The sequence below is a fragment of the Ralstonia flatus genome (assembly GCF_958439105.1).
GTDB lineage: Bacteria > Pseudomonadota > Gammaproteobacteria > Burkholderiales > Burkholderiaceae > Ralstonia > Ralstonia flatus.
In genome coordinates, this window is record NZ_CAUDLI010000001.1 from 163,745 (window position 1) to 186,146 (window position 22,402).

Annotated in this window: 19 protein-coding genes and 1 tRNA gene; 6 read left to right on the forward strand and 14 right to left on the reverse strand. The window is 63.6% G+C overall.

From position 1 onward, the window contains the following. The first annotated feature begins 22 nt into the window (after positions 1–22). Positions 23–1,300, forward strand: a complete 1,278-nt coding sequence (locus tag R2676_RS00790; RefSeq protein WP_206275105.1) for a branched-chain amino acid ABC transporter substrate-binding protein — start codon at positions 23–25, stop codon at positions 1,298–1,300. Between the two features lie 16 nt (positions 1,301–1,316). Here R2676_RS00790 and R2676_RS00795 read toward each other — a convergent pair whose 3' ends face one another. From R2676_RS00795 to R2676_RS00815, 5 genes are all read right to left on the reverse strand, one after another. Continuing rightward, on the reverse strand, positions 1,317–2,312 hold the full coding sequence (locus tag R2676_RS00795) for an MBL fold metallo-hydrolase (protein ID WP_206275104.1): 996 nt from the start codon (positions 2,310–2,312) through the stop codon (positions 1,317–1,319). Positions 2,313–2,521: 209 nt separating this feature from the next. Then, positions 2,522–3,013, reverse strand: a complete 492-nt coding sequence (locus tag R2676_RS00800) for a hypothetical protein (protein ID WP_206275103.1) — start codon at positions 3,011–3,013, stop codon at positions 2,522–2,524. A 112-nt stretch (positions 3,014–3,125) separates the two neighbouring features. Further along, positions 3,126–3,950, reverse strand: a complete 825-nt coding sequence (locus tag R2676_RS00805) for an OmpW/AlkL family protein (RefSeq protein ID WP_004631054.1) — start codon at positions 3,948–3,950, stop codon at positions 3,126–3,128. Between the two features lie 74 nt (positions 3,951–4,024). Further along, positions 4,025–5,284, reverse strand: coding sequence for a DUF2957 domain-containing protein (locus R2676_RS00810; protein ID WP_206275102.1), 1,260 nt, complete (start codon positions 5,282–5,284; stop codon positions 4,025–4,027). Between the two features lie 90 nt (positions 5,285–5,374). After that, a complete protein-coding gene (locus tag R2676_RS00815; protein ID WP_206275101.1) occupies positions 5,375–6,973 on the reverse strand; it encodes a DUF2957 domain-containing protein in 1,599 nt (532 codons plus the stop codon). 50 nt (positions 6,974–7,023) lie between these two features. Here R2676_RS00815 and R2676_RS00820 point away from each other — a divergent pair, with 50 nt between their 5' ends. Further along, positions 7,024–7,320, forward strand: a complete 297-nt coding sequence (locus R2676_RS00820; RefSeq protein ID WP_316856705.1) for a hypothetical protein — start codon at positions 7,024–7,026, stop codon at positions 7,318–7,320. Between the two features lie 394 nt (positions 7,321–7,714). Here the strand turns inward: R2676_RS00820 and R2676_RS00825 are convergent. Together R2676_RS00825 and rpoD are read right to left on the reverse strand one after the other, a co-directional pair. After that, positions 7,715–7,802, reverse strand: a tRNA-Ile gene (locus R2676_RS00825). 105 nt (positions 7,803–7,907) lie between these two features. After that, positions 7,908–10,232 (reverse strand): RNA polymerase sigma factor RpoD, encoded by a 2,325-nt coding sequence (gene rpoD / locus R2676_RS00830; RefSeq protein WP_316856703.1) that lies wholly within the window; start codon positions 10,230–10,232, stop codon positions 7,908–7,910. Between rpoD and R2676_RS00835 the strand changes: the two genes are divergently transcribed. Beyond that, positions 10,225–10,605 carry a hypothetical protein gene (locus R2676_RS00835; protein ID WP_257878182.1) on the forward strand — a complete coding sequence of 127 codons (381 nt, stop codon included), beginning with the start codon at positions 10,225–10,227 and terminating at the stop codon, positions 10,603–10,605. The genes rpoD and R2676_RS00835 overlap by 8 nt on opposite strands. 108 nt (positions 10,606–10,713) lie before the next feature. Here the strand turns inward: R2676_RS00835 and dnaG are convergent, their stop codons facing one another. The 3 genes from dnaG to R2676_RS00850 form a co-directional block, all read right to left on the reverse strand. After that, positions 10,714–12,525, reverse strand: coding sequence for a DNA primase (dnaG, locus tag R2676_RS00840; protein WP_206275098.1), 1,812 nt, complete (start codon positions 12,523–12,525; stop codon positions 10,714–10,716). 40 nt (positions 12,526–12,565) lie between these two features. Next, the gene (locus R2676_RS00845; protein WP_316856740.1) at positions 12,566–13,015 is read right to left on the reverse strand and encodes a GatB/YqeY domain-containing protein; all 450 of its coding nucleotides are present in this window, start codon (positions 13,013–13,015) and stop codon (positions 12,566–12,568) included. Between the two features lie 131 nt (positions 13,016–13,146). Next, positions 13,147–14,370 carry a BaiN/RdsA family NAD(P)/FAD-dependent oxidoreductase gene (locus R2676_RS00850; RefSeq protein ID WP_206275096.1) on the reverse strand — a complete coding sequence of 408 codons (1,224 nt, stop codon included), beginning with the start codon at positions 14,368–14,370 and terminating at the stop codon, positions 13,147–13,149. 95 nt (positions 14,371–14,465) lie between these two features. Between R2676_RS00850 and tsaD the strand changes: the two genes are divergently transcribed. Beyond that, positions 14,466–15,509, forward strand: a complete 1,044-nt coding sequence (gene tsaD / locus R2676_RS00855) for a tRNA (adenosine(37)-N6)-threonylcarbamoyltransferase complex transferase subunit TsaD (protein ID WP_206275095.1) — start codon at positions 14,466–14,468, stop codon at positions 15,507–15,509. Positions 15,510–15,559: 50 nt separating this feature from the next. Here the strand turns inward: tsaD and folE2 are convergent, their stop codons facing one another. The 4 genes from folE2 to R2676_RS00875 form a co-directional block, all read right to left on the reverse strand. Then, complete coding sequence (gene folE2 / locus R2676_RS00860) at positions 15,560–16,366, reverse strand: GTP cyclohydrolase FolE2 (protein WP_102066512.1); 807 nt, start codon at positions 16,364–16,366, stop codon at positions 15,560–15,562. Positions 16,367–16,625: 259 nt separating this feature from the next. Beyond that, positions 16,626–18,536, reverse strand: coding sequence for a 1-deoxy-D-xylulose-5-phosphate synthase (dxs, locus tag R2676_RS00865; protein ID WP_206275094.1), 1,911 nt, complete (start codon positions 18,534–18,536; stop codon positions 16,626–16,628). Positions 18,537–18,592: 56 nt separating this feature from the next. Continuing rightward, the gene (locus R2676_RS00870) at positions 18,593–19,492 is read right to left on the reverse strand and encodes a polyprenyl synthetase family protein (protein WP_206275093.1); all 900 of its coding nucleotides are present in this window, start codon (positions 19,490–19,492) and stop codon (positions 18,593–18,595) included. Further along, positions 19,489–19,776 (reverse strand): exodeoxyribonuclease VII small subunit, encoded by a 288-nt coding sequence (locus R2676_RS00875; protein WP_206275092.1) that lies wholly within the window; start codon positions 19,774–19,776, stop codon positions 19,489–19,491. Before R2676_RS00875 ends, R2676_RS00870 begins: the two co-directional genes overlap by 4 nt. A 425-nt stretch (positions 19,777–20,201) precedes the next feature. On the opposite strand from R2676_RS00875, the gene R2676_RS00880 reads away from it, so the two are divergent. Both R2676_RS00880 and R2676_RS00885 read left to right on the forward strand, forming a co-directional pair. Continuing rightward, positions 20,202–21,299, forward strand: a complete 1,098-nt coding sequence (locus tag R2676_RS00880; protein ID WP_206275091.1) for an aromatic ring-hydroxylating oxygenase subunit alpha — start codon at positions 20,202–20,204, stop codon at positions 21,297–21,299. A gap of 98 nt (positions 21,300–21,397) precedes the next feature. Further along, entirely contained in the window at positions 21,398–22,387 is a 990-nt protein-coding gene (locus tag R2676_RS00885; RefSeq protein ID WP_206275090.1) for a DMT family transporter, read from the forward strand. Positions 22,388–22,402 lie beyond the last annotated feature (15 nt).

A 22,402-nucleotide genomic window follows, 5' to 3' on the forward strand; every position in this document is an offset into this window, starting at 1 on the left:
AGAACCCACACAAGGAGGAGACATGCCCGCAGAGATCCGCTTTGCCCGTCCGTTGTCCGCATCGGCTTGTGCGGCAGCGTTGCTGTTCGCACCGCTGGCCTATGCCGCAGACCCGGCGCCGATCAAGGTGGCGTTCATTGATCAGCTGAGCGGGCCGCTCTCGAATGTGGGCGAGCAGTTTCTGGCGAATCTGAAACTCGGTATCGACGATGCCAATGCGCAGCCGCAAGGCGTGCTCAACGGTGCGCGCTACGAGCTGTCGACCTACGACAACAAGCTCTCGGCGCAAGACAGTCTGTCGGCGTTGCAGACCGCCATCGACGCCGGGGCGAAGATCGTCTTCACCGGCGGCTCGGGCTCCTCCGTCGTAGCGGCCATGGTGGATGCGGCCACCAAGCACAACGAGCGCAATCCGAACAGCCGTGTGCTGATCATCAACTACGCATCGATCGATCCCGACCTGACGGGCGCGCATTGCAGCTTCTGGCATTTCGCCACCGAGGCCAATACCGCGATGAAGATGCGCGCGCTGGCCAACTTCGTGAAGACGCAGCCCGATATCCGCAAGGTCTATTCGCTGAACCAGGACTACGCGCACGGCCGGCTGTGGGCAACGTTGGGCAAGCAGATGATCTCGGCTGCGCGGCCCGACGTGCAGTTCACCGGAGAAACGCTGCACCCGATCGGCAAAGTGAAGGACTTCGCGCCTTACGTCTCGAAGGCCAAGGCGACGGGCGCAGACACGCTCCTCACCGGCAACTGGGGGCAAGACCTGAACCTGCTCATCAAAGCCGCCGGCGACATGAGCTACGACGTGCGTTATCTGAACCACAGCGGCGCGGGCGCGCCGGGCACGGTGCTCGCCGTGTCGCAGGCCAAGATCGGCAAGGTGACCTGGGTGTCGGAATGGACGCCGGGCAACGGCAACGCGCAACTGATGCAGATGGATGCGCGCGTGCGGCAGACGCCGGCCGGGGAGCACTTCGCACCGCGCACCGTGTTGTCCGTCGAGCTGGTCACGGACGCCATCCGCAAAGCCAATTCGACCGATCCGCTGAAGATTGCGCTGGCGCTGGAAGGCATGCAGAAGCAGAGCTTTCTCGGCGACGTCACCATGCGCAAGGTCGACCACCAGTTGCTGCTTCCGCAGGTGGTCTCGACGATCGCGCCGGTGGACGGAAAGACCGTCAAGGTCGGCTACGACGGCACCCAGTGGGGCCACAAGACGGAGAGCACAACCGCAGCCAAAGACCTGGACCTGCCGACCGCTTGCAAGATGAAACGGCCGGCGGGCGCTTAAGCGGTCAGGCCGAAAATCAATCAGCGCGGTCCGTGCGCAGCGGGCCGTATTCGATAGGCACCCAGGCGAAGGCGTTGCCGTCGCGGCGCACGTGGCCCAGGCCCGGGAACGGCAGATGTGCGCCGGCCACCCACAGCTTGTCGCGCGCTGCTTCTGCAAACAGCTTGCGGCGCGAGGCGATGGCGGCCTTCTTGTCGACGTCGTATTCAAACGCGACCTCGGGGTGCTGGAACTGCACCGCATGGCTGTGCACGAGGTCGCCCCAGACCAGCAGGCTGCGACCCTTCGAGGCGAACAAATAGCCGCTGTGCCCCGGCGTATGCCCGTTGGCGACGACCGAGCGCACGCCCGGCACGACCTCGTCGCCCGGCTTGAACTGCTTGAGCTTGCCCGCTGCCGCATACGGCGCCACGGAGTCGCGCGCCATCTTGAAGAACGGCTGCATGTCGCTCGGCTTGGAAGCGGCGATCGTTTCGCTCAGCCAGAAATCGGCTTCCGGCGCGGCCACATACACCTGCGCATTCGGAAAGGCCGGCTGGCCTTGCGGCGTCAGCAGTCCGCATGCGTGGTCCGGATGCAGGTGCGTCAAGAGCACGGCGTCAATCTGCTCGGGCTGGTAACCCGACGCACGAACGTTGCCGGCCAAACCGCCCATCGTCGGGCCGAAACACGTGCCCGAACCCGTGTCGACGAGGATCCGTTTGGCTCCCGTGTCAATCAGAAAGCCGTTCACCGCCGTCTGCATGCCCGGCGTGTTCGATACAAACATCCGCGCCAGCAGGCTCTGCACCGATTGGGCGCTCAGGCCAAGCAGGGTCTTGGCGGGCAGATCGGTGTAGCCGTCGTAGAGCGCGGTCACAACGTCGTCGCCCAGCGCCATGCGGTAATAGCCTGGCACTTGGGTGCGTTGTTGCGTTGGCGCGGCGGCGGCAGATGCTGGCGTCTGGGCATAGGCGGATCCGATGGACGCCGCCATCGCTGCGGCCACGGCGACTGAAGTAAGCAAACGCATGTCTTGGCTCCCGTAAAAGACCGCTGCCCCGGTGCAGCGGCAAAAGCCGGATCATGCCATCGCCGCAGCACATTGCATTGCCGCCATTCGCGACAGGGGTATTGCCCAGAGAGAAATGCGCCCCCAAAAAAACAAGGCCCGACATGCCGGGCCCATGCTTCAGACCAATCGACGGCGGCTGCGCAACCGCCCGTCAACCGGGTACGTGCTTATTGCACGTGGAACTTCGGCGTCGACACCACCGTGCCGCCCACCGTACAGTCCGGCGTCAGCGTTGCGTTGGTGAACGTGAGCGACGAGTTCGCGTCGTTCCAGGCCGTCACGACCTTGCTGGGGCCGCAGCTGCCCAGCAGGAACACGTTGACCGCCGCATTGTTGATCGACAGCTGGGTGGTGCTGTCGGCTTGGCCTGTCCAGGGGGTCGCGCCCGAGATGAGGCCGCACGTCCCGCCGCCGGTAAACGATGTGGACGTGATGTTGACGATGCCCGAAGGCGTGATCGTGCCGGTGAAGGTCGCTGTGCAATTGGCGCTGATCGAGCCTTTGGACAGCGTGGTCGCCCCGGTGACCGAGAATGGCTCGCCATTCGGGTTCATCGGTTGACCATCGACGCGCGAAACGGTGACGGCAAGTGCGGGTGTGGCTGCTACGGTGGCAAGTGCGAGTGCAACTGCAAGAGATACGACTTTACGTGTGCTCATTTATTGCCTCACTAAAACTGACGGTAGAAACCGCCTTAAGAATGCGGCGCGAACCGGTTCCCGCTCGATTCACGCCGCGCCGATTAGCCAGGCGCAGACAGCCGACACCCGGCTAAAACTTGTACGACACCCCAACGAACGTGATGATCGGATTGGCCTTCAGCGTGGTCTTGGTAGTGGCCAGCGTGGTGCCGTCCGACGCCTTGATGACGGTCGCCGCTTCGGTCTTGAGCGGCAGGTACGACACCGTTGCCGTCAAGGCCCATTGCTTGTTGATCGCGTAGCTCGCACCGAGGTTGAAGATCGGCGCCCACGACGAGGACGACTTCCCCTCGACATACGTCGGCCCAGGCTTGCCCGCCCCCGCTGCCAGGACGCTGCCCAGCTCGCGATTCACCGCCGCCGCAAAGTACGGATTCAGCTCGATGTTGGTGAAGAAGCTGTAGACGACACCCACGCCCACGAACGGACGGAACGTCGACTGCGCGTGCCCGAAGTACCACTGCAGAATGACCCCGGGGCTCCATTGACGCGCCTTGCGCACGGCCGGCTGGTTGGACGGGTCGTCCAGATCGACGTGGCCGAGCGCGCCAGCAGGCCCGGGCGCGCGGATCACGCCATGCCCGGTCAGCTTGAATTCGGGCGGCACGCCGGCAATCGTGGTCAGCGCAATGTTGTCGGTAAAGAAGTGCGTAAGCGTCAGGCCCAGCGTGTTGGCGTTGCTCACGCGCAGCCCGCTGTTGGGCGACGTGAAGCTGCCGGGCAAGCGCAGCGGATCATTGATCGGCGCGTTGATCACGCTGGTGGTCAGGTTGTTGCTCGAGTCCTGCGGCATGATGTGGAACCAGCCCACCGTCGCCACGTTGTCACCGGCCTGCTGCGCCATGGCACCTGCGGACGCGCAGGCCGCCATCAATGCGACAGTCAGTTTCTTCATGATGCTTCCTCCTGTTGTTCTGAGCGGAGCGCGGTGGTCTGTGCCGCGCCCCGTGGCGTGTTATTCCGGAAACGTCACTGCACGAAGGCGCCCACGGTGAAGTACGGGTTCTTCGTATCGCTCATGTCCAGGAAGCCGAAGGTCTTGCCGGTAAAGATCAGCTTGCCGGTCGGGGCCGAGCCGGCCGGTGCGCTGGTCTGCGTGGTGCGGATCACGCCCGGGACGCTCTGCGTGAAGTCGAGATTCAGCGGTCGCGCCAGCGCAGCCTGCGATGCGTTGAACGGATCGAGCATCGTGGCCTGCGCTCCCACCAGGGCCGTGGCGCGGTAGTTGAACGTGCTGTCCACACCCGTGTATTCGCCGTCCTGCGAGCCCTGCGCGATGTTGCCGACCGGTGCCATGATCGAAATGCCGGACTCGTCATCTGCCACCGGCGGGCCGGCCGTCAGATCGGAATTGGCCGCACCGACGCGAATGAAGATCGGCACGAGCTGGCCATACAACTTGCCCACGATCATCACGCCCTTGCCCGCCTTGGCCGGGTCGAGCGACGACACCGTCGCCGGCACCTGCGGCTGATAGTTCAGCGTGGTGAAGGCCGGCGCGTCGCCGCGCAGCGTCAGCTTCTGGTTGACCGTCGCGCTTGACGTCAGGCACGCCCCGCCGTTCTTCACGCCAAGGTTGTCGCACTCGGTGTAGGTGCCATCCGCGTTGATGGTGAAACGCGCATCGACCGCCTGCTGCGAGAAGCTCTGCGACGGCACCTGGTGGTAGCCAAGCTGGTTGTAGTTGCCCGCAATCTTGGTCAGATCGGTCTCGGTGTTCGAGAAGCTGATGAACGGGTAATACGGGAACGTGGTTTGCGGGATCCTGCCCACGCCAACGATGCCGTCGAACTGGATCGTCGCGCCAGGAATCGTGCCGCCCAGCACGCCCTGCCCCAGGAAGAACCGCGCCGGACGGCTCGGATCGAGGCTCGCATTATTCAGGCGGAACGCGCACTGGTTCAGTTTCTCGGTCGGCAGCGCCGTCTCTTGCGTGAGCGTGCCGGTCTGCACGTTGTTGGGCGCCGTATCGCGGGTGGGCGCCACGGTGCCTGTCTTGACCGGAATCGGCGAGGCCAGATACGTGATCTGGTACGTCATCTTTGTCGTGTCGAGCTGCACCTTCACGAGTTCGCCCGAACCGGACCCGCCAGTGAAGACGGTGTTGTAGTCGATGGCCTGCGGACACAGGCGCTGGATCACCGGAGCGGGCGAATCATCACCGCCGCCTCCGCACGCTGTCACCATCGGTGCGCAAGCGAGCACGACCAACCATTTACGCCATTGCATTTGCGTTTCCTCCGTGTTGTTGTTCCGTCGCGGCGGCGCAGCGTGCACAGGCCACGCACGCCGCCGCATGGGGTTTCGTTGCTGCGCGCCTCACTGGACGAATGCGCCGACCGTGAAGAACGGGTTGTACTTGTTGTTGTTCATGAGCATTGCGTACACGTTGCCCACCTTGACGGCCACGCCGGTGTCGCCGGCCTTGAACAGCGCAACGTTGCCGCTGGCGCCCTTCGCGTTGAAGTCGTTCTGCGCGGTCACGATCAGCTTGCCCGGCGAGCTTTGCGTGTAGTCGAGCCCGAACTGCGCCGTCACACGTGAGGTAAGCGGGTTGATGAAGGCGGCGGTGCCGTTCTGGAACAGCGTGGAGGTGTAGTTGGCGGCCAGCGTCGATACAGCCGTGCCGTCATTGCAACTGCCGACCCACGGATGGAACGCGCCGTTGGTGTAGGTGCCCGACAGTTCCGGATGAGGTTGGTTGCCGTTGATACCGTTGAAGCCGCCGATGTTCGTCGTTGGACCGTTGGACGTGACCAGACCGCAAGCAGAGGCACTGGTCGCACCGATATAACCGCCGACGAGTGCGTTGGTCGGGATCGCCGTCGTGGGCGTCAAAATCGAGATGCCGATCTGATCGTCACCGACAGACGCCAGGAGGTTGGCCGAGTCGCTGTGCGAGTAGCCGACACGGATCACCACCGGCACCACCTGGCCGTTGAGCTTGCCGACGATCATGATGCCCTTCGCTTGACTGGGCGCCAGAAGCATCAAGGGCGATACCTGACCAACGTAGGCATAGGGCGAATTGGCGCTCGTCGGATTGCTGACGAACACGTTGTCCTGCGAGCCATCGGCGTTCTGGCGCAAGGTCCACGGCGTACCGGTCGTGTGGCAGGAATAGTCGGAGCTATCCGCGGTACATGTTCCGTCGGCATTCAACGTTTGCGTCCAATTGACCGCATCAGGCTCCCAACCCTGCGGGGTCGTCGTCTGGTTGCCTGAGCCCGTGGGGGTCACATGCACGCCGACCTCGTTGTAGCGCCCAGCGACTTGGGAGAAATCGGTGACGGTCTCAGAAAAGCCAAGGAATGGATAGAAGTCGAACGTGCGCGATGGCACGGCGCCGATCGGCGGAATGCCCGGAAGAACCGTGATGCCGTCAAACTGGATGGTCGCCCCCGGAATGCCGCCCCCCACAATGCCCTGGCCGACGAACAGCATCGGCGGGTCTTGCGGATTGACGGTGATCGCGTAGCTGTTGTCCGCCGTCTTGCCCGACTGCAGCACGAAAGCACAGCGGTTCTGCTCGGGCGTCGGCAAGTTGGTCGGATGGACGAACGTGCCGTTGATGGTCAACCCCTTGCGCGTCGTATTGACCTGGCCCGCCGAAGTCGGCACCGACGATTCCAGAAACTGCATCTGGTACGTGTTCTTGCTCGTGTCGAACTTGACCTTGATGTACTCGCCGCTGCCCGAGCCGCCCGTGTACGTCGTCGTATAGTCGAGCGCTGCCGGGCACAGGCTGGTCGGCGTGCTCGGTGTGGTGACCGCTCCGCTCGGCGGACACGAACTTCCCGAGCACTGAGCAACATCCGACGAGCCGGGATCATCCGCCCCGCCGCACCCGCCAATAAACGGCATGGCCACTATGCAACTGGTTGCCATGACAACAAAAAGACGACGTCGACTACCCATGGTTGTCTCCTCACGTTTTGGAACTTGTTGTGTTTTGGGCCGGCGAATGTGTGCAACAGCCGGTCAATACCCCGTCTGCCGGCAAACGACAGCCGGCAGCGCACGATCTGCCCCGTCGGCAGATCGACTTGCAAACAACGTCAAAAACGACGGGCGTGCTTTGGTCGCGTTACCGGCAGTCGGCCGGTATCACGCAGATCGGCGCGGTGCCGATCCCAAGAACAATCGAGGTAATGCTGCTAGCGTTGACGCACCTCGCCACCGCTGCTGCAGTGATGACGATGGCGATGACGCGCGTGGGCACGCGCAAAAGCGGAATGCTGGAAGGGCCCGTTTTGAATGCGTAACATCCTGTGTCTCCGAAGGGTACGCTACTGGCTATTTACTTATCGTTATGGCCGAAACTATGGTCCGGTCAGAGTATGAAGTAAATAGAGATTTCATTCAAAACAACGCCCGCAATCTCCCGCGCAAGCAGGCACGGCGCGGTTTGGCGACTTTTCAAACGAGGGAATGAAACCGTTTCGTTTGAAGCGTTTTAAACCCCTCCCCTCCAATCGGGGGGAATGTTGGTGCAATGCGGGTTATTCAATTATGTCGAAATGAATATATTTCGCCGAAAGGAAAGTTGGTAGCAAAATGCGGTCCCGAAACCATAAGGCGCGCAAGACAAGACAAAGCCGCCACATAGCATGGCGTGCAAACGCGGATGAAGGGGACGAGAAAGCGGGAGGGAAAGGATGGTGGGCCGGGTGGGATTCGAACCCACGGTGTCCTTTCGGAGGCGGATTATGAGTCCGCTGCCTGCAACCAGCACGGCGTCCGGCCCTGTCAAACAGGAAAAAAAGAGACCCGGCGCTAGGCCGGGCCTGGTGCGGGATTTTACCCGAAAGTGGGCGCAAGCCCACTCGGAAAATCGCCTGCTTCGCTGGAATCAGCTGCCCTCGAGGAAGCTCTTCAGCTTGTCGGAGCGGCTCGGATGGCGCAGCTTGCGCAGTGCCTTCGCCTCGATCTGACGGATACGCTCGCGGGTCACGTCGAACTGCTTACCGACTTCTTCGAGCGTGTGGTCGGTGCTCATTTCGATACCGAAACGCATGCGCAGCACCTTGGCTTCGCGCGGCGTCAGCGAATCGAGCACGTCCTTCACCACACCGCGCATGGAGCCATGCAGCGCTGCTTCGGCCGGGGCCAGCGTGTTCGTATCCTCGATGAAATCGCCCAGATGGGAATCGTCGTCGTCACCGATCGGCGTTTCCATGGAGATCGGCTCCTTCGCGATCTTCATGATCTTGCGGATCTTGTCTTCCGGCATCTCCATCTTCTCGGCCAGCGTTGCCGGATCCGGTTCGTTGCCGGTTTCCTGCAGGATCTGACGCGAGATGCGGTTCATCTTGTTGATCGTCTCGATCATGTGCACCGGAATACGGATGGTGCGCGCCTGGTCGGCGATCGAACGCGTAATGGCCTGACGGATCCACCATGTGGCGTACGTCGAGAACTTGTAGCCGCGACGGTATTCGAACTTGTCCACCGCCTTCATCAGGCCGATGTTGCCTTCCTGGATCAGGTCGAGGAACTGCAGACCGCGGTTCGTGTACTTCTTGGCAATCGAGATCACCAGACGCAGGTTGGCCTCGGTCATCTCACGCTTGGCCTCGCGGGCGCGGCGCTCGCCTTCCGACATCTTGCGGTTGACGTCCTTCAGCTCGGCCAGCGGCAGCACCACGCGCGCCTGCAGGTCGATCAGCTTTTGCTGCAGTTCGTGCACGGCCGGCACGTTACGCTCGACGATGGTGCTGTACGGCTTGCCGTCAGCCACCACGGTCTCGATCCACTTCAGGTTCGTCTCGTTGCCCGGGAAGCGCGCAACGAAATCGCCGCGCGGCATGCCGCACTTGTCGACCACGATGTTCAGGATGGCACGCTCAAGCTTGCGCACTTCGTCCACCTGGCCGCGCAGCGTGTCGCACAGACGCTCGACGTTGCGTGCCGTAAAGCGGATCGTCATCAGTTCGGCCTGGATGGCTTCCTGTGCCTTCACGTAAGGCTTGGACTTGTAGCCCTCCTTCTCGAACGCACGGCGCATCTTGTCGAACTGCTCGCCGATCACACCAAACTTGACCAGTGCAGCCTGCTTGAGCTCTTCGAGTTGACGGGCCGAAGCTGCGGCAGCGCCGGCACCTTCGTCATCCTCGTCTTCCTCTTCGTCGCCCTCTTCTTCGGCGTCTTCTTCCTCGAACTCCTCTTCTTCCTCGGCGGCGGCAGCGGCCTCGGCTTCAGCGTTCGGGTCGATCAGGCCGTCGATGAATTCGTCGATCTTGGACTCATCGTTGGCCACGCGCTCGCCCATGGCGAGGATTTCCGAAATGGTGACCGGGCAGGCCGAGATGGCCATGACCATGTCTTTCAGGCCGGCTTCGATGCGCTTGGCGATTTCGATTTCGCCTTCGCGCGTGAGCAGCTCGACCGTGCCCATTTCGCGCATGTACATGCGGACCGGGTCGGTCGTGCGGCCGAATTCGGAGTCAACCGTTGACAGCGCGGCTTCGGCTTCTTCTTCAGCCTCTTCTTCCGTGGTCACGGAAGGCGCGTTGTCGTTCAGGAGCAGCGTTTCGGCGTCCGGAGCCTGCTCGTACACGGCCACGCCGATGTCGTTGAGCGTGGCGACCAACGTTTCCATCGACTCCACGTCGACCATGTCGTCGGGGAGGTGGTCGTTGATTTCAGCGTAGGTCAGATAGCCGCGCGATTTGCCCAGCTTGATCAGCGCCTTGAGCTTCTGGCGGCGGGCCTCAAGCTCTTCTTCCGAACCGCCTTGCTGCGAAGCAGCGAATTCCTTGAGCAGGGCTTTTTCCTTGGCCTTGCGGTCACGGGCCTTCAGCTTTTCGGTCTTCGGTGCCGGAGCGGCGGGGGTGTCAAATTCTTCAGTCACGTCCGTGCTGCTGTCATCGTCTGCCTGCGTCTCTGCCTTGGGCTTGCGGCCGCGCTTCTTGGGCTCGGCTGCGGCCTCGGCGCGGGGCGCGGGAGGAGTTGTGGGGGTGGCCCCTGCCTGGGCGGCGCGCTTGGTGTCTTCCGCGGTTGCCTTGGCTGGCTTGGCTGCGGTGCTGGTACGAGCGGTACCCGTCTTGGTTGCGCTTGCGCTGGCAGTGGTCTGCTTGCTCTCGACTTCGGTAACTTTCGATTTCGCCACGGTGGTTGTCTTGCCCTTGAGTGCGACGGAAGCGGCTGTGCCGCCAGGTCTGGCGCTCGTGCTCATCGACGTCGAGACCTTGCCTGAGGTTGAAGATTGGATCGCGCCCTTTGTGCGCGCTGTCGGTTTGACAGTCTTGGCGGCGACGGTGATATCGGCGGTCTGGCGCGGCTGGGTTTTCCCCGTCTTTGCCGGCGCAGTGGCCTTCACTCCTGTCGATCCCGCCTGCCCCACATGGGTCCGACCATTCGCGACTTTCGCCGTTCCCGCTGGTGGCTTTCCTCCTCCCGAGCCGCGCGCCGATGAGGATCGCTTGGCAGAATCAGAAGCAGGACTGGCCTTGGAACCGGCCTTCGCGGAGGTCTTCACCTTCACCATGGGCACGCTAACTCCCCCAAAAATGGGAAAAAGGACTTGCAATCCAAACCGGCTATTCTAGCACGCCAGACCCAGCCGGTCTAAACGAAAATCGGGTTTTCGCCTGAAAAATCAAGGGGCTACCCGCAATTGCCCGCCCCGCTTGGAGCTTGGCTCTGCGGCTCATGCGCTACACGAGCTGCCGGCGGCGGCTGATTTCGCCTACCAGCCAGCGCATGCGCTCCTTGTCGTCGTCGCCGGCATGACCGGCTTCCATCTTGCGCTGCAACATCTCCAGCTCCCGCTTCAGCGGCTCGGCGAGCATCTTTTGTACGGCGGTGTCGAATTCGGACATGGCCGGCTCCAATTCGATGTCGTCCTGGAGCACAGCCGCACGCAATCCGGCGAAAGCTTCGGCGTAGGGCGTCTGGCCCAAGCGCTCCACAAAGGCGCCGAAGTGCACTTCCGGACCCGCAGCATCGCATTCGGCCAGCAGCGCCGCCAATACCTCACCTTGGGGCAATTGCGGCGCTGTCAACTGGGCACGGGCATCGGCGTCGAGCCGAGCGGCCAGCGCGGGATAGCGCATCAGGAGGCGCAGCACCTTCTGTTCAAGCGCCGTAGGTGCGGTGCGCGCCACGCGAGGCCGCTTTTGCGTCATGCGGCCCGCTTGAGCTGGGTCGCTGCGCAAACCGCACAGCGCTTCGATATCGGCGGGTGTGGTGCCGGTCATTTCGGCCAGACCGCGCACGATCTGCAGACGCAGTCCACCGGCGGGCATGGCGTTCAGCAGCGGCTTGGCTTCATATTGGGCGCGCGCCCGGCCCTCCGGTTGGCGCAGGTCGAGGTCTTCGGTCACCGCCTGCAGCAGGAAGCGCGACAGCGGCATCGCGTTGTGCACTTCACGGGCGAAGGCCTCGGTGCCCTCTTCGCGCACAAAGCTGTCGGGATCGTGCTCGGAGGGCAGGAAGAGGAACTTGATCGTCTTGTTGTCGGTCGCGTGCGGCAGGCAGGCTTCAAGCGCGCGACGGGCGGCGCGGCGACCGGCGCTATCGCCGTCAAACGAAAAGATGACGGTGTCGACCTGCCGCAGCAGCTTCTGCACGTGGACGGGCGTACAGGCCGTGCCCAGCGTGGCCACCGCATTGGCAAACCCCAGCTGCGCCAGCGCGACGACGTCCATATAACCTTCGACGACGAGCACGTAGTCGAACTCGCGGATGGCGTTGCGCGCCTCGAACAGGCCGTACAGTTCGGTGCCTTTGCTGAACAGCGGCGTTTCGGGGGAGTTGAGATATTTCGGCTCGCCCTGCCCCAGCACGCGGCCGCCAAAACCGATCACCACGCCCTTGGTATTCCGGATCGGGAACATGATGCGATCGCGAAAGCGGTCGTAGCGGCGGTGCGAGCCATCGGCGCCCGTCTTCTCGCTTTCGATGACGAGGCCGGCTTCAATGAGCGGTGCCGCAGTGGCGTCTTCGCGATACGGACCGAACACGGCTTCGAGCGATTGCCAGTCGTCCGGCGCGTAGCCGAGACCGAAGTGCGCGGCAATCTCGCCGGTCAGGCCGCGGCCCTTGAGGTATTGGATGGCGTTGGGCGCGCTGCGCAGTTGTTTGCGGTAGTGATCGCAGGCGCGGGCCATGACGTCGCCGAGCGCGACGGTCTTGGCTTGCTGTTCGGCACGCGCAGCGGGCGGCAAGCCACCGCGCTCCTCGGGGACCACCATGCCGACGGACTGCGCGAGGTCCTTGATGGCCTCGACGTACGACTGCCCGGAAAACTCCATCAGGAAGCCGATCGCGGATCCATGCGCGCCGCACCCGAAGCAGTGATAGAACTGCTTCGTGGGCGATACCGAGAACGACGGGGACTTCTCGTTATGGAACGGGCACAGCCCCATGAAGTTGGCGCCGCCCTTCTTCAACTGCACGTAACGGCCCACCACGTCGACGATATCGACGCGGTTGAGCAGGTCGTCAATGAACGGCTGCGGGATCACGCGGGGTGCGCCCCTTGGATGCGGCGAGTGTGGTGGGGATTCAGGCGCCGGTCAGGGCGGCCTTCACGCGCGCCGAGACTTGCGTCATGTCGGCACGGCCAGCCAGCGCCGGCTTGAGGACGCCCATCACCTTGCCCATGTCCTGCGGGCCCGAGGCACCGACCTTGGCCACGGCGTCACGCACCGCAGCGTCGACTTCGGCTTCCGACAGCTGCGCGGGCATATAGACCTGCAGCACAGCCACTTCCGCCGCTTCCTTGGCGACGAGATCCTCACGGCCGGCTTGCTGGAATGCGGTGATGGAATCCTTGCGCTGCTTGAGCATCTTGTCGATCACGGCCAGCACGGCAGCGTCATCCAGCTCAATACGCTCATCCACTTCGCGCTGCTTGATGGCAGCCTGCAACAGGCGGATCGTGCCGAGACGATCCGTTTCCTTGGCGCGCATGGCCGCCTTCATGTCTTCCGTGATCTGGGCCTTGAGGGACAACTGCGACATTCCGAACTCCGATAAACGGCAAAACCCGCTTGGACGGTGGTCCAGCGGGTTGCAAACTTGGAAAAATGGATCACTGATCGTAGCACAGAACCCGAACAGTTCCAGGACCGATCCGTGGGGAATCAGCGGGCGGAGGCGGCCTCTCCCGCCGCGACAGCCGAAGCCCACGCCCATTGGAAGTTGTAGCCGCCAAGCCAGCCCGTCACGTCGACCACCTCGCCGATGAAGTACAGGCCGGGCGCCGATTGGGCCTCCATCGTGGCGGAGGACAGCGCGCGCGTATCGACCCCGCCGCGCGTCACTTCGGCCTTCCGATACCCTTCGCTGCCCGACGGAGTCAGTTCCCATCGGTTCAGCGCCGCGCCAAGGCTGCGAAGCACCTTGTCGGGCAACTCGGCAATCGGGGCGTGCGGGTTGGCACCGTGCGTGGCGCACCAGGCCTGCGCGACGCGTTCCGGCAGGCGCTGCGCCAGCACCGTACCAAGCTGCTTGCGTGAGCCGGATTTCTCGTCGCACAGCCACGGCCCGGCGTCGGTGTCCGGCAGCAGATCGATGAGAAGCGGCTGGCCGGCATTCCAGAAGCTGGAAATCTGTAGCACCGCCGGACCGGACAGCCCACGATGGGTAAGCAGCAAGTCTTCGCGGAAGGTCGTCGCGCTCCCCTTACGACCGCCCTTGCCCGGCGGCTGCGCAACGGTCACGTCCACCTCCATCGACACGCCCGACAACGCCGAAAACGGCGCCCAATGCTCGGCATTGAAGGTGAGCGGCACCAATGCCGGGTGCGTCTCGACGATCTTCAAGCCGAATTGCCGCGCGATGCGATACCCGAAATCCGTTGCGCCGATCTTGGGAATGGACAGGCCGCCCGTGGCGATCACCACCTTGCTGGCGACGATCTCGCCCGCACTGGTCGACAGTCGATAGGCCTCGCCATCCTTGCCGACTTCAGCGATCGAGCAGCCGGTGCGCCAGATCACATTGCCGCGCTCGCATTCCGTTTGGAGCATGCGGATGATGTCTTCCGCGCTGTCGTCGCAGAAAAGCTGGCCCTTGTGTTTCTCGTGATACGGGATGCGGTAGCTGGAGACGAGGCCGACGAAGTCCTGCGCCGTGTACCGCGCCAGCGCCGAACGGCTGAAGTGCGGGTTGTTCGACAGGTAGTTGGCGGGCCCCGCATTGACGTTGGTGAAGTTGCAGCGGCCGCCGCCGGAGATGCGAATCTTCTCGGCCAGCTTCGTCGCGTGGTCGATCAGCACCACGCGTGCACCGCGTTGCCCGGCCACGGCCGCGCACATCATCCCGGCCGCGCCTGCGCCGATCACCGCTACATCGCACCGCACCATGATCGCTGCGCCGCCCTATTCTCGAAGAAACCGCGCATTTTAACTTGTGCTATCTTCGGCGGCCTTCCCATTGCATTCCTCACGCCCCGCTTGCCATGCTGGTCCTCGGCATCGAATCCTCCTGTGACGAAACCGGCGTCGCCCTGTACGACACCCATGCCGGCCTGCGCGCGCATGCGCTGTATTCGCAGATCGCCATGCACCGCGAATACGGCGGTGTGGTGCCCGAGCTGGCCTCGCGCGATCACATCCGCCGCGTGATTCCGCTGCTGGAAGAGGTGCTGGGCAAAGCGGGGGCGACGCGCGCGAACATCGACGCGATCGCTTACACGAAAGGCCCGGGGCTGGCCGGCGCGCTGCTCGTCGGCGCTTCGGTGGCCAATGCGTTGGCGTTTGCGCTCGGCAAACCGCTCGTAGGCGTGCATCACCTGGAGGGGCACCTGCTCTCGCCGTTGCTGGAGGCGGACCGGCCGGAGTTTCCGTTTCTGGCGCTGCTCGTCTCGGGCGGGCATACGCAGTTGATGCGCGTCGATGCCGTCGGCCAGTACACGCTGCTCGGCGAGACGCTCGACGACGCCGCCGGCGAAGCCTTCGACAAGACCGCCAAGCTGCTCGGCCTCGGCTACCCGGGCGGCCCTGCCGTTTCGCGGCTGGCCGAGTTTGGCAACCCGGGCGTGTTCGACCTGCCCCGACCGATGCTGCATTCGGGCAATTTCGATTTCTCGTTCGCGGGCCTCAAGACGGCGGTGCTCACCCAGGTGCGCAAGCTCAACCTGACCGATAGCGAGACCTGCCACCAGCCGCGCGCGGATCTTGCCCGTGCGTTTGTCGACGCCATCGTCGAAGTGCTTGTCAAGAAAACGCTGCGCGCCGCACGCGAGCATGGCCTCAAGCGCATCGTCGTGGCCGGCGGCGTGGGCGCCAATCGCCAATTGCGCGAAGTGCTGAACGCCGAGGGCAAAAAGCGCGGCCTGCGCGTTTATTACCCCGACCTGCAGTTCTGCACCGACAACGGCGCGATGATCGCCTTTGCCGGCGCGATGCGGCTGCAGGCTGATCCCACCCAGGTGCAGGACGGCTACGGTTACGGCGTCACGCCGCGCTGGGACCTCGAAGACATCCGCATCCACCAGGCATGAAAAAAGCCGCTCGGTTGAGCGGCTTTTTCTTGGGGCGGCGCGTCGATTACTTACTTATCGGTGCGCTTGTCGCGCTCGATCAGCGCATAGGCGCTGTGGTTGTGGATCGACTCAAAGTTTTCCGCTTCCAGCGTGTAGGCGACGATGCGGTCGTCCTGGTTCAGGCGCATGGCGATATCGCGCACCAGGTCTTCCACGAACTTCGGGTTTTCGTACGCACGCTCGGTCACGAACTTCTCGTCCGGACGCTTGAGCAGGCCCCACAGTTCGCACGAGGCTTCTTCTTCGGCCATGCGGATCAGCGCTTCGACCGGCGTATCGGCCGCCAGCTCGGCGTCGATCGTGATGTGCGAACGCTGGTTGTGCGCGCCGTACTGCGAGATCTTCTTCGAGCACGGGCACAGGCTCGTCACCGGCACCAGCGCCTTGACGCGGACCTTGGTGTGGCCGTCACGCACTTCGCCAATCATCGTCACTTCATAGTCCATCAGCGACTGCACACCCGACACCGGGGCCGTCTTGCTGACGAAATACGGGAAGTGGACTTCGATACGACCGGCGTCGGCTTCGAGCTTCTCCAGCATCTTTTCCAGCAGCAGCTGGAACTGCGCCAGATTCAGCGGCTCGCGCTCTTCTTCAAGCAGCGCGACGAAGCGCGACATGTGCGTGCCCTTCTGGTCGGCCGGCAGATGCACGTCGAGGTTGTAGGTGCCGACGGTGTTCTGCACGCCCGAAGGCGTCTGCAGCGACATCGGGTAACGCACACCACGCACGCCAACACGCTGAATGGGAATCTGGCGGGTATCGTGGCTGGACTGCACGTCCGGCATCGCGAAAGCCGGGTTCATATCGTTCATGATCGGTTTCCTTTACGGTCGCCCGGCCATCGCAGTCGGCCGGCACGCAACGAGTGTGAAACCGCGGAACCTGGCTGATGCTGACCACCCCTCAAGTGATCGAATCGGCCCATCCCGCGACTGCGCACACAAAATTCAGAAATAGGACTGGCGGAGTGTAAAAGAAATTTCCTACCTTTGCAGTCAACTACTCAAACCCGCAGCCGCAATACGGGTGATTGATTCTGCCTATGAGGTAGCGCCAGAAGTGCTTCATGCGTCAGGCGACGCGCGGAGCTGCAGCACGCGGCTGTACGGCAAAACGCTCGCGGATGGACGCCAGGATGCCGTTGGCGTCCAGACCACATTGCGCCAGCAGCGCAGCATGATCGCCGTGATCGACAAAGCGGTCAGGCAAGCCCAGCTGCAGGACCGGCGTGGCGACACCGGCGGCGGCCAGCGCTTCGAGGCAGGCGCTACCTGCCCCGCCCATCACGCAGCCTTCTTCTACCGTGACCACGTAATCGTGCGTGCGGGCCATTTCCAGCACGCAGGCCACGTCGAGCGGCTTGACGAAGCGCATGTTGACGACGGTCGCGTCCAAACGCTCGGCCGCTGCCGACGCCGGGGCCACCATCGAGCCAAAGGCCAGAATCGCCACACGCTGGCCAGCCGGGGCCGTCGAGGCGCGGCGCACTTCGGCCTTGCCCAACGGCAGCGGCTCCAGCGTCGGCTGCACCGCCACGCCCGTGCCGGCACCTCGCGGATAGCGCACGGCTGTGGGGCAATCCTGCGCGAAGGCCGTGCTCAGGAGCTGGCGGCATTCGTTCTCGTCGGCCGGCGTCATCACCATCATGTTGGGGATGCAGCGCAGGTAGGCGATGTCGTACGCACCTGCGTGCGTGGCACCGTCCGCACCGACCAGGCCTGCGCGGTCCAGCGCAAACACCACCGGCAGATTCTGCAGCGCCACGTCGTGAATCAGCTGGTCATAGCCGCGCTGCAGGAACGTGGAATAGATCGCGACGACCGGTTTCAGTCCCTCGCATGCCAGGCCGCCGGCAAAGGTGACGGCGTGCTGCTCGGCGATGCCGACGTCGTAATAGCGGTCGGGAAAGCGCTGCTCGAACTCCACCATGCCCGAGCCTTCGCGCATGGCGGGCGTGATACCCACAAGGCGCTTGTCGGCGGCCGCCATATCGCACAGCCACTGGCCGAACACCTGTGTATACGTCACCTTGGCTGGGCGCCCCGAAGGCTTGATGCCCTCCTGCGGATTGAACTTGCCCGGGCCGTGATAGAGGATCGGATCAGCCTCGGCCAGCTTGTAGCCCTGGCCCTTCTTGGTGACGACGTGGAGGAACTGCGGGCCGCCGCCTTCGCGCGCGCGCTGGCGGATGTTCTGCAGCGTCGGCACCAGCGATTCAAGATCGTGCCCGTCGATCGGGCCGATGTAGTTGAAGCCGAACTCCTCGAACATCGTGGCCGGCACGAACATGCCCTTGGTGTGTTCCTCGAAGCGCTTGGCGAACTCGAGCACCGGCGGCGCCACCGACAGCAGCTTTTCCACGCCCTTCTTGGTGGCCGCGTAGAACTGACCGCTCATCAGCCGCGCCAGATAGCGGTTCAGCGCCCCCACCGGCGGCGAGATCGACATGTCGTTGTCGTTCAGCACCACCACCAGCGGCAGGTCTTTATAGACGCCCGCGTTGTTCATCGCCTCGAACGCCATGCCGGCGCTCATCGCACCGTCGCCGATCACGGCAATGGCGACGCGGTCTTCACCGTTGGTCTTGGCGCCCAGGGCCATGCCCAGCGCGGCCGAAATCGACGTGGACGAGTGCGCGGTGCCGAACGTGTCGTACGGGCTTTCGCTGCGGCGCGGGAAGCCCGAGATGCCGTCCAGCTGGCGCAGCGAGCCCATCTGGTCGCGGCGCCCGGTCAGGATCTTGTGCGGATAGCTCTGGTGGCCGACGTCCCACACGATGCGGTCTTCCGGCGTGTTGAAGACGTAATGCAGTGCGATCGTCAGTTCGACCGTGCCCAGGTTCGACGACAGGTGGCCGCCCGTTTGCGAGACGGAATCGAGCACGAAAGCGCGCAACTCGTTGGCCAGCGGCCCCAGTTGGCGGCGGTCCAGTCGGCGCAGGTCGGCCGGATCGTCGATGGTGTTCAGAAGTTCGTACGTCATGTGGGACCGCCGCTCAGGCGTTTTGGCAAAGACTTCTAACGTCGATGCAATGTTGTTCAGTGGCCACGCCGCACGATCAGGTCGGCCATCTCGGCCAATCGGACGGTACGGACCTTGCCCAGTTCGCGGGCCAGTTCTGCGACCGCCGCTCCCGCCGCAGCATGCAGCTGATCGGCCAGCGCCCGGGCCTTGTCCAACCCGAGGATGGACACGTAAGTCGGCTTGTCGTTGGCCTCGTCCTTGCCGGCGGTCTTGCCCAGCGTTGCAGTATCGGCCGTCACATCGAGGATGTCGTCGACCACCTGGAACGCGAGGCCGACAGCACCCGCATATGCATCGACATGCTCCAAGGCAGCGGCATTCACGCCAGCACACAGCGCGCCCATCCGCAGGCTCGCCCGCAGTAACGCTCCGGTCTTCATGCGGTGCATCGCTTCCAGCTCGTCCTGCGACAGCGCGATGCCAACGCTTTGCAGATCGATGGCCTGACCGCCCGCCATCCCCAGCGAACCGGAAGCACGCGCCAATTCACCGACCAGCACGGCCCGCGTTGCGGAACTAACAGCGCCCAGCTCGGCCAGCACGATGAACGCTTGCGTCTGCAAGGCGTCGCCGACCAGCAGAGCCGTCGCTTCATCATAGGCGCGATGCACGGTGGGGCGGCCGCGGCGCAGGTCGTCATCGTCCATGCAGGGCATGTCGTCGTGGACGAGCGAATAAGCGTGGATCATTTCCACCGCGCAGCTCACGCCGTCAAGCGCCTCCAACGATGCATCGCCCAGCGCACCGGCAGCGTGGGCCAGCAGCGGACGCACGCGCTTTCCCGCCCCGAGCGTGGCATAGCGCATGGCGGCGTGCAGACGTTGCGGCGCGACGGTTTCGGCGGGCAACGTGTGCTCGAGCGCGCTTTCCGTCCGCGCGACCACGGACGCCATCCATTGGGCGAAATCGCTCATGCGTCGCCCTGCTCGCTCGCGCTGGAGTCGTCGCCCAACGGCTTCAGGGCGTCGCCGTCCAGCACGCGCACTTGCTGCTCGACGCGTTCCAGCACTTGCTGGCAGTACTTGACCAGCTCAGCCCCGCGTCGATACGCCGCAAGCGAGGCCTCCAGCGGCAATTCACCGGATTCCATGCTGGCGACAAGGGTTTCGAGTTCGGCCATGGCCGCTTCATAGGAAGCCGGCGTAGCGGAGGGCGTGGCGGACGCGCTGCTGGAGGCGTCGTTTGAGGCACGGGGCATGCCGGTTGCGAATCAGAAAAGGACAATCCGGCATTTTACGGCAATTCCGCGTGCGTTCTGCGCACATCACACAGGGTGCGAGATGACGATTCGTGGCCGCAACGCGAGGCATCATCCATCTGACGGTCGAATAGCTGGCGGCGGAAAGGGTTCGAAAATCAGGGACTTATCAATTTCCCTGGGGTACAATCCCCCCCTTTCCTCCAAAGGCCGGGCCGGCGTACGCCGCTCCGCACGATGGTTTGGGTCTGTTGGCCCATTGAACGTATGGTCGTTGGCCCAAGCGGGGGCCGGCAGCGCTCGTTTCCTACCTCAACAGACCCTACGCCACCTGCCGATGGCGTCCTTTCCCAAATCGAATTTTTCATCGAATTTTTCGATGGTTGGGTTGTTCACTGCTTTCACCGTTATTGGGAGTGGGGATAATGTCCAATCTCAGCGCCGCACTGAATCTGGTGCCGTCTGAAACCCAGCTGCCCGTCTCTGCTTACTTCGACGAGGCGCTGTATCAAACTGAAATCGAACGTCTGTTCAAACATGGCCCCGGTTACGTCGGCCATGAGCTGATGGTTCCGGAAGTCGGCGACTATCACACGCTTGCCGCCGAGGCCGAGGGCCGCGTGCTGGTTCGCAATCCGAACGGCGTCGAACTGCTTTCCAATGTGTGCCGGCATCGGCAGGCCATCATGCTCAATGGGCGCGGCAATGCCCAGAACATCGTTTGTCCGCTGCATCGCTGGACGTACGACCTGAAGGGCGACCTGCTGGGCGCGCCGCACTTCGAAAGGCAACCGTGCGTGCATCTGTCGCGCTCGCCGCTGCAGAACTGGAACGGCCTGCTGTTCGAAGGCAAGCGCGATGTGCGCGAAGACCTCGCCCGCCTGGGCGTGGCGCGCGACCTCGATTTTTCCGGCTACATGCTGGATCACGTCGAGGTGCACGACTGCAACTACAACTGGAAGACCTTCATCGAGGTGTACCTCGAGGACTACCACGTCGTGCCGTTCCACCCGGGCCTCGGCCAGTTCGTCTCGTGTGACGACCTGGAATGGGAGTTTGGCGAGTGGCACAGCGTGCAGACCGTCGGCATCCACGCCAATTTGCGCAAGCCCGGCACACCGGCCTACCAGAAGTGGCACGACGCCGTGCTCCGCTTCAACAACGGCGAGATGCCGAAGTACGGCGCGGTGTGGCTCACGTACTACCCGAACGTGATGGTCGAGTGGTATCCGAACGTGCTCGTGGTCTCCACGCTGCACCCGCTGAGCCCGACCAAGACGCGCAACGTGGTCGAGTTCTACTACCCGGAAGAGATCGTGCTGTTCGAGCGTGAATTCGTTGAAGCCGAGCGCGCCGCCTATATGGAAACGTGCATTGAGGACGACGAGATCGCCGAGCGCATGGACGCCGGGCGCCTGGCGCTGCTCAAGCGCGGCACGAGCGAGGTCGGCCCGTACCAGTCCCCCATGGAGGACGGCATGCAGCACTTCCACGAGTGGTATCGCCGCGTGATGGACTACTAAGCAACAACGGAAGGTAGGCATCCGCCCCCTTCCGCGTCACAATAGGAACGGTGCAGCCCGACGGGCCGCACCGTTTTTTTTCGCCCGCTCCCCTCGCCATGCCCGCCGACACAGCAACCGCTGCCCAGACTGCCACCCAGACGGCTGAAAGCTCCTCCCGCCAATCGCTGTGGATGATCCTCGCTGCGTTCGCCTTCTCGGCGATGGGCGTGTGCGTGAAACTGGCCTCGGCGCACTACAGCACGGGCGAGATCGTCTTTTACCGCAGCGTGATCGGCATGACCGTGATGGGCGCCATCCTCGCCAAGACCGGCGCGGGCATCCGCACGCCCTACCTCACAGCGCACATCAAGCGCAGCGTGTTCGGGGTGACGTCGCTGCTGCTGTGGTTCACGTCGATCAGCCTGCTGCCGCTGGCCACCGCCATGACGCTGAACTACATGTCGCCGGTGTGGATTGCGCTGATCATCGGCGCGGGTGCCGCAATGGCCGGCAAGGCCGCGGGCGCCGACAAGAAAATGGTGGCCGCGATCCTGATGTCGTTCGTCGGCGTGCTGTGCCTGCTGCAGCCGAGCGTGGGCAGCGGGCCATCGCAACTGGCCGGCGGCATGGTCGGGCTGGTCTCCGGCGTGTTTACCGCGCTCGCCTATGTGGAGGTCCGCCAACTGGGCGACCTGGGCGAGAACGAAGCACGCATCGTGTTCTACTTTTCACTGGTGAGCGCAATTGCCGGCGGCGTGTGGATGCTGATTGGCGGCGCCCAGTCGCATACGTGGCATAGCGCAGGCCTGCTGCTGGCGGTCGGGCTTCTCGCCACGCTCGGCCAGACCGCCATGACGCGCGCCTACAAGCGAGGCAACACGCTGCTGACTGCGAACCTGCAGTACACCGGCATCGTCTTTGCGAGCGGCTGGGGTATGTTGCTGTGGAATGATCACCTGAATGCGCTGTCGTGGGCGGGCATGGCGCTCATCATCGGCAGCGGTATCGTGACCACCGTCATGCGTGCCCGCCAGTCGGGCAACGAGCATCCGACGCCGCAGACCGCCGTGTCCGGCCCGGAAGCCGAGATTCACCCGGAAGTTTGATCGACCCTGGAGATT